Below are 14,598 nucleotides of genomic sequence, written 5' to 3'. Positions count from 1 at the left end.
TCTCTTACTCACTGGCCGCAATAGGGGACTGACGCAGCGGCAGGCGGGCGTCCAGCGCAAGGTTGAGTTGCAGCACATTGACTCGCGGTTCGCCGAGCAAACCGAAGGTGCGGGCAGCGGTGTTTTCGTTCACCCACTGCAGCAGGTCGGCTTCGGGCATTTGCCGCAGGCGGGCAACCCGGGCCAGTTGGATGCGCGCGTTGGCCACCGAGATATGCGGGTCCAGGCCGGAGGCGGAAGCGGTGACAGCGTCCACCGGCACCTGGGCGTCGGCGGCGAGGCCGTTGTCCTGGCGATACGCTTTAACCCGGGTTGCGACCTGGTCCAGCAGTTTCTGGCTGGTGGGCCCCAGGTTGCTGGCGCCGCTTGCGCCTGCGTTGTAGGGCTGCGAGATGCTTTTGCTCGGGTCTTGCGGGTCGGCGCCGAGGGTCATGCTCGGGCGGCCGTGGAAGTACCCGGGCTGGGTGAAATCCTGGCCGATCAACGCCGAGCCGATCACCCGCCCGTCGCGTTCAATCAGCGAACCCTGGGCCTGAAACGGGAACAGCAACTGCGCGGCGAAGGTGGTAAAGATCGGGTAGGCGAGGCCGGTCAGCGCCATGAAAAACACCGCCGAAACCAGCACCGGGCGCAACAGCCCTTTGAATATCGATTGAGTCGTCATCAACGTGTCCTTAGTTGTACGTCTGGCCGGACAGCAACTGCAGTTGCTCCACCAGCGGGCCGAGCGCAAGCGCCGGCAGGAAAGTCAGGCCACCCACCACCAACACCACGAACACCACCAGCACCATGAACAGCGGGGTTGCGGTGGGGATGGTGCCGGCGCCGGCAGGCACGGTCTTTTTCATCGCCAGGGAACCGGCTACGGCGAGCATCGGCAGCATGGTGAAGAAGCGCCCGACCAACATCGCGAGGCCAATGGTGGTGTTGAAAAACGGCGTGTTGGCGTTCAGCCCGGCGAACGCCGAACCGTTGTTGGCGGTGCCCGAGGTGTAGGCGTACAGCACCTCGCTGAAGCCGTGGGGGCCGAGGTTATTCAGGCTGGCCATGGTGTCGGGCCACAGGGCGGCGAGGGCGGTGAAACCGAGGATGCTGATGGGATGCGCGAGCACCGAGAGCATCACCAGTTTCATCTCCCGGGCCTCGATTTTCTTGCCGAGGAACTCCGGGCTGCGGCCGATCATCATGCCCACCAGAAACACCGTCAGCAGCGCGTACTGGATCAGGTTGATAAAGCCCACGCCGTCGCCGCCGAACACACAGTTGAGCATCATCTGCGCCAGGGGCACGAAGCCGCCCATGGGGGTCAACGAGTCGTGCATCGCATTGACCGAACCGGTAGTGGCCGCGGTGGTGGTGGCGATAAACAGGCTGCTGTCGGCAATCCCGAAACGCAGCTCCTTGCCTTCCATATTGCCGCCGCTCTGCTCGATGGACAGCGTCTGGTTGGCGCCGGCCTGGGTCAGCAGCGGGTTGCCGTTTTGCTCGGCGCCATACACCAGCGCGAGGAAACCGATGAACATCACCAGGAAGGTGCCGAAAAACACCCAGCCCTGACGGCGTTGCAGCAGCATGCTGCCGAAGGTGTAGGTCAGCGCAGACGGGATCAGCAACATGCTGAGGATGTGCAGGGCATTGGTCAGCGGTGTGGGGTTTTCGAACGGGTGCGCGGCGTTCATGCTGAAGAACCCGCCGCCATTGGTGCCGATATGCTTGATCGATTCAAAGCTCGCCACGGCGCCGACAATCAACTGTTGCTGCGCGCCTTCAAGCGTTGTCGCCAGGGCTTGCGAGGCGAAGGTCTGCGGCATGCCTTGCCACACGTAAACCAGGGCCATGCCCACGCACAGTGGCAGCATCACGCGGTACAGGGTGCGGGTGAAGTCGACCCAGAAATTACCGATATCCGCCGAGCTTGAGCGGCTCAAGCCCCGGATAAAACCGGCAGCCGCGACCACGCCCGAGGTGGCACCGACAAACATCAGGAAGGTGATCACCGCCATCTGGCTGAAGTTCGACAGACTGGTCTCGCCCGAGTACGCCTGCCAGTTGGTGTTGGTAATAAAGGAGGCGGCGGTGTTGAACGCCAGGTCGGGGGTTTGCGCGGCGAGCCCCAGCGGGTTGATCGGCATGACGGCCTGCAATCGCAGGATGAGGTAGCCGAGCAGCATCATTGCCGCGTTGGATAGCAGCAGGGCTGAACCGTAGCGGGCCCAGCCCATGGGTTCCTGCGGGTCGATGCCCAGCAGGCGATAGGTATAGCGTTCTGGCAGGGCGTGGTGGGGTCCGGTAAACACCCGGGTCAGCCACTTGCCCATCAGCACGGCGAGCCCGGTCATCAACCCCAGGACCAGCGCAAATTCCAGCAAAGTGCTTAGCATGTCGAGGCTCCGTTCAAATCTTGCCCATGGCGACAATGGCCATGGCTGTCGCGGCGAAAAACACCAGGGAGAGGCCGATAAAAATTACGTCGTACATGGCGGCTCCCTAGAATTTTTCGGCGCGAATGAGGGCGTAGCCCAGATAAGCGAACAGCCCGACGGCGCATAAGCCGCTGGCGATATAAATGAACTTGAGTGTGAGCACGGTGGAACTCCCCTGATTGATAAGCCGCGATTGCGGACGCGGGGAGGTTAAGAGGTTGGGCATCAAGTTCGGGCACTGATTGCGGGCGTGGGTATTGAGACGGTGTATAGATAGTTTTGTGGTGGGCGAACGAAAACAAGGGATAGCCCGGGGGTGGGGTATCCCTTGAAAGTCTGGGGTTCTGCTGCTTTTGATGATCAGCTTATTTAGCTTTCTTTTTCTTTGATTCGCGGGTGGCGAGTTGTTCGAAGCAAAAGGCGGCGGCGCCGAACAGGGCGATCATTGAGAGGACGATCATGCCTAAAGTTGAACTTTCCACGATGATTTCCTACGGGGGTTATTGGGTAGGTGTTCACGGTAGTAGAGGGGGGATTGGTTGCTCAATAGAGACGACGTAAACGTTATGGCTTGGGGGGGATCTATACGGGTTCTTTACGTGGCTGGGGGGTGTATATCCGTTTTTTAGGTAACGGCTGATATGGGTTCCGCTCTTACAGCGGGTCACTTTTGAAAAGCGCAAAAGTAACCAAAACGCTCTGCCCCGCCTGTCGGCACCTCGCTTAGGCTCGGTGTGCCCTCACTCCGGCATTGCTCCGCGGGCCGCCGCGACGGCCCGTCCCTGGCCCGTCGCGGCTAAACCGGCGTCCTGCCGGTTTACCCGCTCCTCAATCCCTGCGTTCGGCCTCGGGCTGAATGGGGCAGTCAGATCAAGATCAAGAGCAAGATCAAGTGCACGGCGGCCTGAAAGCCGACCTGAGTGTTAAAAGCCAGATCAAAATCTGTAGGAGCTGGCTTGCCGGCGATGCAGGCGACTCGGTTTTTCAGATGCGCCGCGGCGATGCCATCGCAGGCAAGCCAGCTCCTACATTGGAACCGTGCCCGCTTTAGCTTTTGATCTGGCTTTTAACACTCAAGCCGGCCTGTAGGCCGCTGTGTTCTTGATCTGCTTGTGATCTTGATCTTAGGCGCCCCGTCAACCACGCTGGCCGAACGCAGGTATTACGGAGCGGGTAAACCGGCAGGACGCCGGTTTAGCCGCGACGGGGCAGGGACGCCCCGTCGCGGCGGCCCGCGTAGTAGTACCGGAGTGAGGGCACACCGAGCCTAAGCGAGGTGCCGAGTGGTGGGGCAAGAGCCTTTTGGTTACTTTTGGGCTCCTTTCAAAAGTGACCCGCCGTAAGGGCGGAACCCATCTAAGCCATCACCCAAACAACGGATATGCCCCCACCACCAGGGCCCTACAAATTCCGGCTATGCCGGTAATCACTGACCGCCTCATACACCGCCTTGCGCAAGCGATTAATCCCCCCAATCGGCCGATGCGCCTCCACCCCGAACCACGGGTTAAACGACTGATTATCACAAGCCAGATTCAACGCCGGCGTATCAAAATCCTGCGCCGCAATCACCACCCTGGCCACGGTCTCAAACGGCGCATCACTCTCTTTCCATTCAACGCTGGTGTCCTCGATCGGCATAAACTTCTGCGGATTCTGCCGCTGAACCTGCAACACAAAACACGCCGGCACCCGGTCAGTCGACAGTTGCTGATTCAACGCACTGCGCAAAAAATTCGGCAGGTCGTGGTTCTGCTTGGGCAGCACATACTCTGGGCAACTCTGTGGGTCGGGCACTACACGAAACTTGGCGTTAGCCGCCCCAAACTTATACGGCGACACCGAAAAGTAAGTCGTCTGCGCGGGGCTCACCGGCGGCGGCGCCAACGTCGCCAACGCGATAAACAGGTGCCGCACCTGCCAACTGCGCGGATCCATTCCGGGGAAAAACGCCATGACCTGCTTGCCATCCGCCTGGGCCGAAACGTTCTGCGCATACTCCGCCACGTCACTGACAAAAAAGTTCGGATGGCTGAACATCACAAAATCCTGCTCCCCCCGCGTCTGCTGGTCCGCCAGCAACTGCTTGCCCGGCACGTCCAGCAACTTGATCGCCATGCCCCGGGCATCCCGGATACTGTCGAACTGCGGATACGCATTGCCATTGGACAGCCGCATCATCGCCTGCCAGGTCTTGCCCGGCTCGGTGAACACGCCCTGGCGCAGGGCCGGCTCGAGGTCCGGCAGCACGCTGACTTCGGCCTTCACACAACCATGAGCCTTGGCGTGCGCGTCCCGCAGGTAGCGGGTGCCTTCTCGGTGTTGATCAACGATGCGCACTGCGGTCTGGATGATGCCCTGGGTCATGGCCGCTTCCCCAGGAGGGATCTGTTCATCCGGCGAAACCGGGCCGCTGTGCTGCCAAGCGAACCACAAGGTCGACAGCAACCATCCCAGCAGCCCCAGGCCCACCAGCCACAACACGGTCTTGCCGAGAAACGCGCCGAGGCGCAGCCAAAGTCGAGCGAGCATTTAAAAATCCTTTTCTGCGAAGTCGGTAGGTCAGGGCAGTTGTTGTTCCAGCGGGCCGCCCAGCACTTTCAAATATTCCAGCAGCGCCCAGCGTTCCTGGGGCAGCAAGCCTCGGCCAATCACCCCGTTGCCACGCTGGCCAGCACGGAATTCGTGGCCGCTGTTGTGGTTGCCGGTGATGCGCGTATCGAACAGGAAGGCGTTGGGGAACGCTGCGGTTTGATAGCCCAGGTGGCGCGGGTCGTATTCGAAGGTGCCTTTATAGAAGGTCGGGCTGCGTTCGTCCTGGGGCGAGAGTAGTTGGTAGATCGTCGGCACCGAACCGTTGTGCAGGAATGGCGGTGTCGCCCACACCCCGGCCAGTGGCCGTGCCTTGTAGGCGCGTAATTCGCGTACGCCAATGGGCAGGCCGAAGCCGTCCAGGTGCAGACGTTCGGCGGGGGTTACGCCGGCGGCACGGTAGGCGTGCTCTTCGACAAAGGCGGTGATGTAGGCCAGGCCTTTGGCTGAAGAAATACTGCGCAGGTCCAGCGGTTCGGTGGGTGTGGGATGCAGTTGGACGTTCATTTTTGCCAGCTCCACCGGGTCCCATTGCAGGGCGCTCAGGTCGAAGCGGTGGTCCGCGATATTGTTGGCGGCAGTGGGGTCGGTGCCGATCACCTCAACCGGGAGCATTTTCAGTTGCCGCACCGGGCGGCCGTCGACCTGGGACACCGCCGGCACGTGGCAACCGGCGCAGTTTTCGTTGAACAGTGCGCGGCCTTGGGCCGCGAGTGGTTTGTCGATGGTGCCGAACAGGTCTTCAGGCCAGGTGGGCGGCTTGAGCCGTTGCAGGGTTTCTTCAAGGGTGCTCAGGTCACGCACCCGCACGCTGGAGGAATAGCGCGCATCGCCCTGAAGTGGTTGGCCGGCGCTGTCGAAGAAGCCCAGGGTGGCGCCGACGCCCAACGCTTCGCCAATGTTGCGGGCCATGGGTTGCTGGGCCGAGCCGTTCCACTGCACCCAGTCGAAGGTCCAGATGTCCCACAGGTGTGGGTAGTCCACCGGGGCATTGGCGACGCGGTAGTTGGCGGGCGAAATGGCGTCGCCGAAGCTGGCGTTGGCGATGCGGCCAAAGGCGTCGGTGCGGCCCGGGCCTTCTTCGGTGGGGTAGAGCCCGCGGTGGGTGTCGTTCCAGGCGACTTTCAGGAAGTTGTTCAGGGACTTTTTGAAGTCCTGGCGCAGTTGCGCGGCGTTCTGGTCGTCGTAGTCATGTCCGAGGACGGTGCGGGCAAAGCGCTCGAATTTCCACGGGTTGTAGTAAGTGGAGACGAGGCTGGCGACCAGTGCCTGGCCGAAGCTGCCGCCGCGCAGGGTTGGTACGCTGGACGGCAATACATGCTGCGCCGGGCCTCCGTCGATACGCAGGCCCTGGCCTTTGAAGTTCAATTGGCCGGTGTGGCACGCGGCGCAGGTGATGTCGAGGAACTCGTCGTTGCTGCCAGGGTTTTTATGCCGGGCGAAACCCACCGGCAGGTTGCCGGGGTTTTGCGCGGTGGATACCTGTTTGGGGTCTACCAGGAAACCGAAGCGTGCCAGGTACTCGGGCGTGGCGAAACGCTGCTCGGAAAAGGGCAGTTCCAATGCGGTGAACCAGTCATAGTGCAGGCCTTTGACCTGGGTGCCCTGGGGCGTGAAGTAATACGTCTGGCGATCTGCGGCGCTCCATTGATCCTGGTAGTGCACCCGTTCCACCGGCACGTAAACCGCCAGCTTCGGGTTGGCCACGTAATAGAGCACCACCGCCAGGACAAGGCCCAGCAAAACTAAAGTCATCAGCAAAACACGGAAAAAAATGCGCAAGCTAACTATCCTTGTCGAGTTGTAGCGTTCTTATGCCATCAGGCCAGCAGTGCGGCAAGTGGCCATGAGCCTCGTTCCAGTGCTCCCGCCTTCCGTTGCGGGACCCTGGATTGAATGAAAATGCTTTTAAACACGTGAACTTATCAGAAGTTTCCTGCTCACATGCCGGTAGCCATTGGTCGTGGCCGCCTGATAAGCTCGCGACTTTACTCGAATGCCCTTTTGGCACACGAACAAGGAAATAGCATGAAACAGCATCGGTTGGCGGCGGCGGTGGCCCTGGTTAGCCTGGTACTTGCGGGTTGTGATTCGCAAACCAGCGTAGAGCTGAAAACCCCGGCGCAAAAAGCTTCCTACGGTATCGGCCTGAACATGGGCAAAAGCCTTGCTCAAGAAGGCATGGATGACCTGGACTCCAAAGCGGTAGCCCAAGGCATCGAAGATGCTGTCGGCAAGAAAGAACAGAAGCTGAAAGACGACGAGCTGGTCGAAGCCTTCGCCGCACTGCAAAAACGTGCTGAAGAGCGTATGACCAAGATGAGCGAAGAGTCGGCAACTGCCGGCAAGAAATTCCTCGAAGAAAACGCCAAGAAAGACGGCGTTGTCACCACCGCTTCCGGTCTGCAGTACAAGATCGTGAAGAAAGCGGACGGTGCTCAACCCAAGCCTACCGACGTAGTGACTGTTCACTACACCGGCAAGCTCACCAACGGCACCACCTTTGACAGCTCCGTGGATCGCGGCAGTCCGATTGACCTGCCGGTCAGCGGCGTGATTCCAGGTTGGGTCGAAGGCCTGCAACTGATGCACGTTGGCGAGAAGGTAGAGTTGTACATCCCGTCTGACCTGGCCTACGGTGCCCAGAGCCCGAGCCCGGCGATTCCAGCCAACTCCGTGCTGGTATTCGACCTGGAACTGCTGGCCATCAAGGATCCGTCCAAAGCTGAAGCGCCTGACGCACCCGCAGCACCAGCTGCCAAGAAGTAATCAACACCTGAACACACAACGCCCCGTCTCGACGGGGCGTTGTTGTTTCTGGCCTGTGCATAACTTTTCCATTTGAATCCAGGCCAAATTCAACCGAACCCACGCGGTCTAGAGCAGTCTGATAAAAGACCCGAGTACGGGTAGACGCAGATCAACTCCAAGTCAATGAATTCTTGGGTTTTTTTTATGTGCGCAAAAAACGCCCGATCTGACTGTAGGCCTTGTATTACGCGGCTTTCAGGCTGGAAAACAGGCTCTGTTCACAAGGTTATCCACAATTTGTGTGGATAACCTTTTCTGTCGCCTGGAACTGGAGTGACGATGAAAGCACCGTTCAATTTCACCCGTTTCCTGCCAATGGCCGCTCGCCTGCTGGGACGTGGGCGTCTGCCCACACTGCTATTCGCGGTAGCCGCCAAAGGGTCGAGCCAGGGCAACCGGTTGGGCAAGCTCAAGGACGACCTCAAGCTGCTCCAGGCCCTGTGCCTGGCCTACTGGCGCGGTGAGTACCGGGCCATCAGCCCCAAGGCACTGATTTCGGTGGTGGCGGGTTTGATGTACTTCCTGAGTCCGATTGATGCGATCCCGGACTTTATCCCGGTGTTCGGCATGCTCGACGACATAGCCGTGCTGGCATGGGTCATGAAGACCCTGGACGGCGAGTTGAGTGCGTTTCGCGCGTGGCGTGAGCGTCAGCGCCCCGAGAAGCTCGCCGTGGTTGAGCGCCTGCCAGCGACGCCGCAGTTGCTTGAGCAGGAAAATCCGAAAAAAAGCTGAACCTTGCGAATATCCCCATGCGCTCTTTGTGGCTGTTAGGATTACACTCCTAAGGAAAGTACTTACGATGTAAGTGTTGTGATCCTACGGGGCAGTCATGGATATTCAGATAATTAGAAAGGATGGCGAACCCGAATATGCGGTTCTGCCATGGGCGCAGTACCAGGCGCTGTTAAAAGCCGCCGGTCAGCAACAGCCAACACCTCCTGCTTCATCCACTAGCCAAACCGCTGCCGAACCGGACCTGCGCCCCCTGGAGCAACTGCGCAGCCTGCGCGAGGCCAAGGGCCTGGCCATTGAGACGCTGGCGCGCACAGTGGGCATCAGCCCCTCTTACCTGGGCCTGATCGAAAGCGGTGAACGTCAGCCGGACGCGGCCATCCGTCGTAGCTTGGCTTGGGAACTGGGCGTTGCAGGTTGGAGGGACGAAACGTGAGCGTACGCATCAGCCGTCAGCATTGGGATGGGTTAATCAACGAACTGGACCAGGCGCGCCGACAGCGCCACCTCCTGACCTATCGCGCCTTGCTGGAGCGCCTGCAGTTTCCCACGCCGGCCATGCAAACCCTGACCGCCGCTTTGGAACACCTGGCGGCGCTGGATGCCAAGGCTGACCAGCCGCTGCGCAGTTCACTGGTGATCAGCCAGGGCGCCAGCCGCCTGCCACGTACCGGGTTCTTTGAGTGTGTAGAGCGTCTTGGACGCTTCTGCGGGCCATCCGACGGCGTGGCTGCGGCTTCCTGGCACGCCTCGGAAGTGGTGCGGGTGTTTGAATACGATTATCCCGAGTCTGCCGAAGCCTAGCGCCGGGTGCTACAGGGGTTGTGGCTCTTCCAGTTGCAGACTGTCGATCACATGAATGCTGTAGCCCGCCACGTTCTTCGCGTGGTGCTTGGCTTGTGATGCCAGTTCCGCCAACTGGCTGGCATCGAGTTGTCCACAGGCCTGTGGATATAAATGCACCACGCCGATGGACAGCGACAACAGCGCAAACTCCTGGCGCACACCCTGGCGGTTCAGCGCGACAAAACAACCCGCTTCCAAGTGCTCGCTGCGATAAAAACGCCGGCACTGGGTGTGGAAATCGTCCAGCAACTGGTTGAGCCGCTTGCGCCAATCCTGTGGCCCCAGTACCAGTAAAAAATCATCACCGCCGATGTGCCCGACAAAATCGCGGCTGGGGTCTACCCGGTCGTTCAGGCACTGCGCCAGGCACAGCAGCACTTCATCGCCCCGGCCATAACCGTAGATATCGTTGAACGGCTTGAAGCTGTCGATATCCACGTAGCAGATCACCGACTCCCGCTGTTGCTGCAACAGCCGTGTCAGGCACTGCTGGATCGGTACGTTGCCCGGCAACAAGGTCAGCGGGTTGGCATAACGCGCCTGCTGGATTTTCAGCTCGGTAATCAGCTTGAGCACATCAATCACCCGGCCCAGCCCCAAATAATCGCCATTGAGGGTGATGATGAAATCCTCCTCGATCCGCTGGCGCGCGCGGCTGGTGAGCAGGCGGCTGACTTGCTGCAGGGACTGGCTTAATTCCACGGCGAGGAAGTCATCGTTCATCAAGCGGCTGATGGGCTTGCGGGCAAACAGGTCGGTGGCGAATGGCTTCAGCAGCGCGTCCGACAGCGAATGCCGGTGCACGATGCCAATCGGCTGGCCACGTTCGTCCAGTACCGCCAGGGAGTTGAGGTTGGCCTGGCGGCGGAAGGCTTCCAGCACCTGCGCCGTGGCGGTGTGCTGGCCCACGGCAGGGTGTTCATTGAGCAGGGCGCTGAGGTCGCTGCCTTCATCGTTCAGCGCCACGTTGGCGTTGTCCGGCTTGGGCAGCATCAACCGCGCTTCCTGCGGCGGGTGTTCCTGGGGGCGGCAGAGCAGGTAGCCCTGCACAAGGTCTACGCCCATCTCTGTGAGCACCGCCAACTCTTCCGGTAACTCGATGCCTTCGGCGATGACCTGGGCGCGGGACGCCTTGGCGATTTGCAGGATAGAGCCGACAAACTCGCGCTTGAGGGCGTCCTGGTGAATGCCGTCGATAAAATGTCGATCGATCTTCACGTAGTCCGGGCGCAATTCCGACCACAGCCGCAGGCTGGAATAGCCGGCGCCCAGGTCGTCCAGGGCAATCGAAAACCCCATGGCGCGGTAATGATGCAGCGCGGTTTGCAACAGTTGAAAATCGTCGGTCGGAGTTTGCTCGGTCAGTTCGATCACCACCTGGCTGGGCGGAATGCCGAAGTCGCTGAGCAGTTGCAGGGTACGGCCGGGCTGGTGGGCGGTTTCCAGCAGGGATTCGGGTGAGACGTTGAGGAACAGTTTGCCCGGTAGTTTCTGGTCGCTGAAGCGCCGGCAGGCACTTTCCCGGCAGACCATCTCCAGCTCACTGAGGCGCCCGGCGTGACGGGCCACGGAGAACAGTGCGACAGGGGAGTGCAGCGGGCTGTTGGACGGGCCGCGGCTGAGGGCTTCGTAGCCGACGACGCGCCGTTCGGACAGGGAAATGATCGGTTGGAACAGACTGTGCAAACTGCCTTGAGCCAGGATTGAGCCCAATGCATACAGCTGTTCGGTCATGGTCATGATTTTCTCGGGTCGAAAAAAAAGGACCTGCTTTGGCAGGTCCTTCATTTCACGACAGAATGATGTCTATTTGATGACACTCCGGAGAGCGTTCACATTAAATTGCCATCATTTACTGCTTGGCCACCGTCTTACTGATTTTCAAGTAATCCAGCAGGATGCGTCCTGTCTCACTCAGGTAAGCATCATCTTCCGGCTTGGTTTTATCCGGCTCGGCAGCGATCGCGTCTTCGTCTTCTTTCTTCAGTTCCTTGAGTGGAGCTTCGCCTTTGGCCTTACGGCGAGCGTTCTCCAGCACCAGTTGCTGATTCTCGATGTCGGTGTGCTGCGCACGACGGTCGGCTTCATTCAGGCTGACGGTTTTCTCTTCCATCAACTTCTTGGCCAAGGCCAGTTTGTCGCGGATAAAGATGAACTCGGCATCCTTGGCGGAGCGGGTTTCGTGATCAGTTTTCAACTGGGCCACGTACGGTTTGAACGGGTCCACTGCTGGCTTGATCGCAGGACGGATGGTGTCCCACGGCATGGCCTCGGGCAGGGCGCTCTCGCCGATTTCCTTGGTGTCGATGATCGACGGGAAATCGATATCCGGCAGTACACCTTGATGCTGGGTGCTCTGCCCGGAAACCCGGTAGAACTTGGCCAGGGTCAGTTTCAGCTCGCCATGGTTCAGCGGCTGGATGGTCTGCACGGTGCCTTTACCGAAGGTCTGGCCGCCGATGATCAACGCGCGGTGGTAGTCCTGCATCGCGCCGGCGAAAATCTCCGAAGCGGACGCCGAGAGGCGGTTGACCAGCAACGCCATCGGCCCTTTGTAGAAGGCACCCGGGTTCTCGTCTTCCAGCACGTCAACACGGCCGTCAGCATTACGCACCAGCACGGTCGGACCCTTGTCGATAAACAGACTGGTCAGCTCGGTGGCTTCCTGCAGGGAACCGCCGCCGTTGTTGCGCAGGTCGATGACCACGCCGTCGACTTTGTCTTTCTGCAGTTCCGTCAGGATTTTCTTAACGTCACGTGTGGTGCTCTTGTAGTCCGGATCACCGGCGCGGAACGCCTTGAAGTCCAGATAGAACGCCGGGATTACAATCACGCCCAGCTTGTAGTCCTTGCCATCCTGCTTGAGATTGAGGATTTGCTTTTGGACGGCCTGGTCTTCGAGTTTCACCGCTTCACGGGTGATGGACACGATCTTGCTGGTCTGGTCGTTCGGGGCGTTGGTGTGCGGAATCACTTCCAGGCGCACCACGCTGCCTTTCGGCCCACGGATCAGCTTGACCACTTCGTCCAGGCGCCAGCCGACCACGTCGACCATCTCTTTGTCGGCCTGGGCCACACCGATGATCTTGTCGGCCGGAGCGACCTGCTTGGTCTTGTCCGCCGGACCTGCCGGCACCAGACGCACGATTTTCACCTGGTCGTTATCGCTTTGCAGAACGGCACCGATGCCCTCCAGCGACAGACTCATGTTGATATCGAAATTTTCCGCGTTATCTGGAGACAGATAATTGGTGTGCGGGTCGTAGGACATTGCGAAGGTGTTGATGTAGGCCTGGAAGATATCTTCGGCACGGGTCTGGTCCAGACGTGCCAGCTGATTCTTGTAGCGCTTGGTCAACAGCTCTTGAATGGCCTTCGGCTCTTTGCCGGCGATCTTCAAGCGCAGGACTTCATCCTTGACGCGCTTGCGCCACAGGTCGTCCAGCTCGGCTTCGGTGGTCAGCCAAGGAGCGTCCTTGCGGTCAACCAGCAAGGTCTCTTTCTTGGTGAAGTCGAACTTGTCGACGCCCTTGTCCAGCTCACCGATGGCGAAGTCCAGACGCGCTTTGACGCGGTCCAGGTAGCGCTTGTAGATGGTGAAGCCGGGCTGCAGGTCACCGCTCTTGAGGAAGTCGTCGAACTGCGTCTTCCACTTGTCGAACTCGGTGATGTCGCTGGCCAGGAAATAGCTGCGCGAGGGATCCAACAGCTTGAGGTAGCTGTCGTAGATGATCACCGAGCGAGCGTCGTCCAGCGGCGGCTTGCTGTAGTGATGGCGCTTGAGCAACTCAACGACGTTAAGGCTGGCAATCACCTCATCGCGATCAGGCTGAAGGTTGTCCCAGCTGTTGGCTGCGAACGTATTGCTCGATAGCGGCAAAAGGCCGATACCAATAAAAAGAGCGAGGGCGGTGCTGGGGAACAAATGCTTCATGCTGATTCGACGCGGGGGCAATTGATAACGCATATTAGGCCGTCTTTGAAGTCGCCGGTTCCATATGGGCCGGTCGCATAATGCAAAAAGCCCGGCGCTACAGCAACGGGCTCAGTCCAGACTCACTATGGAGGCACTGTGAAAGCATTGCAAGGCGTTGAAGGTCATGTGGAGTGGCAAGAAGAGCCGAGTCCTACATGCGATGTAGGCCAAGTACGCATCCGCGTGGCGGCTGCGGGCCTGAATCGGGCCGATTTATTACAGCGTTCGGGGCTCTATCCGCCGCCTCCCGGTGCCAGCCAGGTGCTGGGCCTGGAGTGTTCCGGGGTGATCAGCGAGGTCGGCGCTGGTTCGTCGTGGCAAGTGGGTGATCGGGTTTGCGCCTTGCTGGCTGGCGGCGGGATGGCTGAAGAAGTGGTGGTGGATGCGCGTCACGTGCTGCCGGTGCCGGAGGGCGTGTCCCTGGTGGAAGCGGCGGCGTTGCCTGAGGTGTACAGCACGGCGTGGCTGAATTTGTTCCAGTTGGCGGGCCTCAAGCCCGGCGAGAAAGTGTTGCTGCATGCCGGCGCCAGTGGCGTGGGCTCGGCGGCGATTCAGCTGTGCAAGGCATTTGGCAGCCCGTGCTGGGTCAGTGTCGGCTCGGCAGATCGCCTGGCGTATTGTGAAGCGCTGGGTGCCCAGGGGGGTGTGGTACGTACTGACGGCATCGAGGGGCTGAGTGATTTCGGACCGTTCGATGTGATTCTTGACCCGGTGGGCGGCGATTACGCGGCGCTGAACCTCAAGCTGGCGGCTCGTGATGGTCGTTGGGTGTTGATTGGGTTGATGGGCGGGCGTGAGGCGCAGATCGACCTGGCGCAGGTATTGGCCAAGCGTGTGCAAGTGTTGGGTTCGACGTTGCGTAGCCGGGATGATCAGTTCAAGGCTGATCTGTTCAGTGATTTGAGCCAGCACGTATGGCCGCTGTTCGCCGAGGGCCGTTTGAGCCCGCAACTGGCCAAGACGTTTCCGATCAAGGACGCTGAGGCTGCGTTTGCGGAACTCGCGACCAATCAGATTTGCGGGAAACTGGTGTTGGTGATCGACGAAAGTCTGGCCTGATTTCAAATGTGCCATGTGGGTTGGGGCAGGTTCTTGTTTGGGTGTGTATATCCGTTGTTTGGGTGATGGCTGATATGGGTTCCGCCCTTACGGCGGGTCACTTTTGAAAGGAGCCCAAAAGTAACCAAAAGGCTCTTGCCCCACCACTCGGCACCT

The 14,598-nt window shown here is 59.8% G+C and carries 12 protein-coding genes; 5 read left to right on the top strand and 7 right to left on the bottom strand.

Annotated elements, in window-relative coordinates; all coding sequences use genetic code 11:
- Positions 1–4: 4 nt before the first annotated feature.
- From kdpC to ACZRN6_RS31820, 5 genes are all read right to left on the bottom strand, one after another.
- A complete protein-coding gene (gene kdpC / locus ACZRN6_RS31840) occupies positions 5–664 on the bottom strand; it encodes a K(+)-transporting ATPase subunit C (protein WP_464009694.1) in 660 nt (219 codons plus the stop codon).
- Between the two features lie 10 nt (positions 665–674).
- Positions 675–2,381, bottom strand: a complete 1,707-nt coding sequence (gene kdpA, locus ACZRN6_RS31835; protein ID WP_464009693.1) for a potassium-transporting ATPase subunit KdpA — start codon at positions 2,379–2,381, stop codon at positions 675–677.
- A 106-nt stretch (positions 2,382–2,487) separates the two neighbouring features.
- A complete protein-coding gene (kdpF, locus tag ACZRN6_RS31830; protein WP_003219423.1) occupies positions 2,488–2,586 on the bottom strand; it encodes a K(+)-transporting ATPase subunit F in 99 nt (32 codons plus the stop codon).
- Positions 2,587–3,824: 1,238 nt separating this feature from the next.
- On the bottom strand, positions 3,825–4,955 hold the full coding sequence (locus tag ACZRN6_RS31825) for a catalase family protein (protein ID WP_322146342.1): 1,131 nt from the start codon (positions 4,953–4,955) through the stop codon (positions 3,825–3,827).
- Positions 4,956–4,985: 30 nt separating this feature from the next.
- Entirely contained in the window at positions 4,986–6,797 is a 1,812-nt protein-coding gene (locus ACZRN6_RS31820; protein ID WP_464009692.1) for a di-heme-cytochrome C peroxidase, read from the bottom strand.
- Between the two features lie 246 nt (positions 6,798–7,043).
- Here ACZRN6_RS31820 and ACZRN6_RS31815 point away from each other — a divergent pair, with 246 nt between their 5' ends.
- From ACZRN6_RS31815 to ACZRN6_RS31800, 4 genes are all read left to right on the top strand, one after another.
- A complete protein-coding gene (locus ACZRN6_RS31815; protein WP_322146340.1) occupies positions 7,044–7,784 on the top strand; it encodes an FKBP-type peptidyl-prolyl cis-trans isomerase in 741 nt (246 codons plus the stop codon).
- A 321-nt stretch (positions 7,785–8,105) separates the two neighbouring features.
- Positions 8,106–8,561: a YkvA family protein gene (locus ACZRN6_RS31810; RefSeq protein WP_322146339.1), complete on the top strand. Its 456-nt coding sequence runs from the start codon at positions 8,106–8,108 to the stop codon at positions 8,559–8,561.
- A 97-nt stretch (positions 8,562–8,658) separates the two neighbouring features.
- Positions 8,659–8,997, top strand: coding sequence for a helix-turn-helix domain-containing protein (locus ACZRN6_RS31805; protein ID WP_464009691.1), 339 nt, complete (start codon positions 8,659–8,661; stop codon positions 8,995–8,997).
- The gene (locus ACZRN6_RS31800; RefSeq protein WP_010166435.1) at positions 8,994–9,365 is read left to right on the top strand and encodes a hypothetical protein; all 372 of its coding nucleotides are present in this window, start codon (positions 8,994–8,996) and stop codon (positions 9,363–9,365) included. The genes ACZRN6_RS31805 and ACZRN6_RS31800 overlap by 4 nt, the downstream gene beginning before the upstream one ends.
- 9 nt (positions 9,366–9,374) lie before the next feature.
- On the opposite strand, the gene ACZRN6_RS31795 is transcribed toward ACZRN6_RS31800, so the two are convergent.
- Both ACZRN6_RS31795 and ACZRN6_RS31790 read right to left on the bottom strand, forming a co-directional pair.
- Positions 9,375–11,147, bottom strand: a complete 1,773-nt coding sequence (locus ACZRN6_RS31795) for a bifunctional diguanylate cyclase/phosphodiesterase (protein ID WP_322146337.1) — start codon at positions 11,145–11,147, stop codon at positions 9,375–9,377.
- Positions 11,148–11,259: 112 nt separating this feature from the next.
- Complete coding sequence (locus tag ACZRN6_RS31790; protein ID WP_322146336.1) at positions 11,260–13,341, bottom strand: carboxy terminal-processing peptidase; 2,082 nt, start codon at positions 13,339–13,341, stop codon at positions 11,260–11,262.
- A gap of 138 nt (positions 13,342–13,479) precedes the next feature.
- On the opposite strand from ACZRN6_RS31790, the gene ACZRN6_RS31785 reads away from it, so the two are divergent.
- A complete protein-coding gene (locus tag ACZRN6_RS31785; protein ID WP_464009690.1) occupies positions 13,480–14,442 on the top strand; it encodes a zinc-binding dehydrogenase in 963 nt (320 codons plus the stop codon).
- Positions 14,443–14,598: the final 156 nt, after the last annotated feature.

It is taken from the genome of Pseudomonas sp. A125, assembly GCF_055409485.1.
This window is presented reverse-complemented; position numbering and strand designations above follow the sequence as displayed.

Coding starts and splice junctions, on each gene's coding strand:
- ACZRN6_RS31795 (WP_322146337.1), bottom strand. CDS start 11,147: ATGACCATGACCGAACAGCTGTATGCATTGGGCTCAATCCTGGCTCAA.
- kdpC (WP_464009694.1), bottom strand. CDS start 664: ATGACGACTCAATCGATATTCAAAGGGCTGTTGCGCCCGGTGCTGGTT.
- ACZRN6_RS31825 (WP_322146342.1), bottom strand. CDS start 4,955: ATGCTCGCTCGACTTTGGCTGCGCCTCGGCGCGTTTCTCGGCAAGACC.
- ACZRN6_RS31790 (WP_322146336.1), bottom strand. CDS start 13,341: ATGAAGCATTTGTTCCCCAGCACCGCCCTCGCTCTTTTTATTGGTATC.
- ACZRN6_RS31805 (WP_464009691.1), top strand. CDS start 8,659: ATGGATATTCAGATAATTAGAAAGGATGGCGAACCCGAATATGCGGTT.
- kdpA (WP_464009693.1), bottom strand. CDS start 2,381: ATGCTAAGCACTTTGCTGGAATTTGCGCTGGTCCTGGGGTTGATGACC.
- ACZRN6_RS31815 (WP_322146340.1), top strand. CDS start 7,044: ATGAAACAGCATCGGTTGGCGGCGGCGGTGGCCCTGGTTAGCCTGGTA.
- ACZRN6_RS31810 (WP_322146339.1), top strand. CDS start 8,106: ATGAAAGCACCGTTCAATTTCACCCGTTTCCTGCCAATGGCCGCTCGC.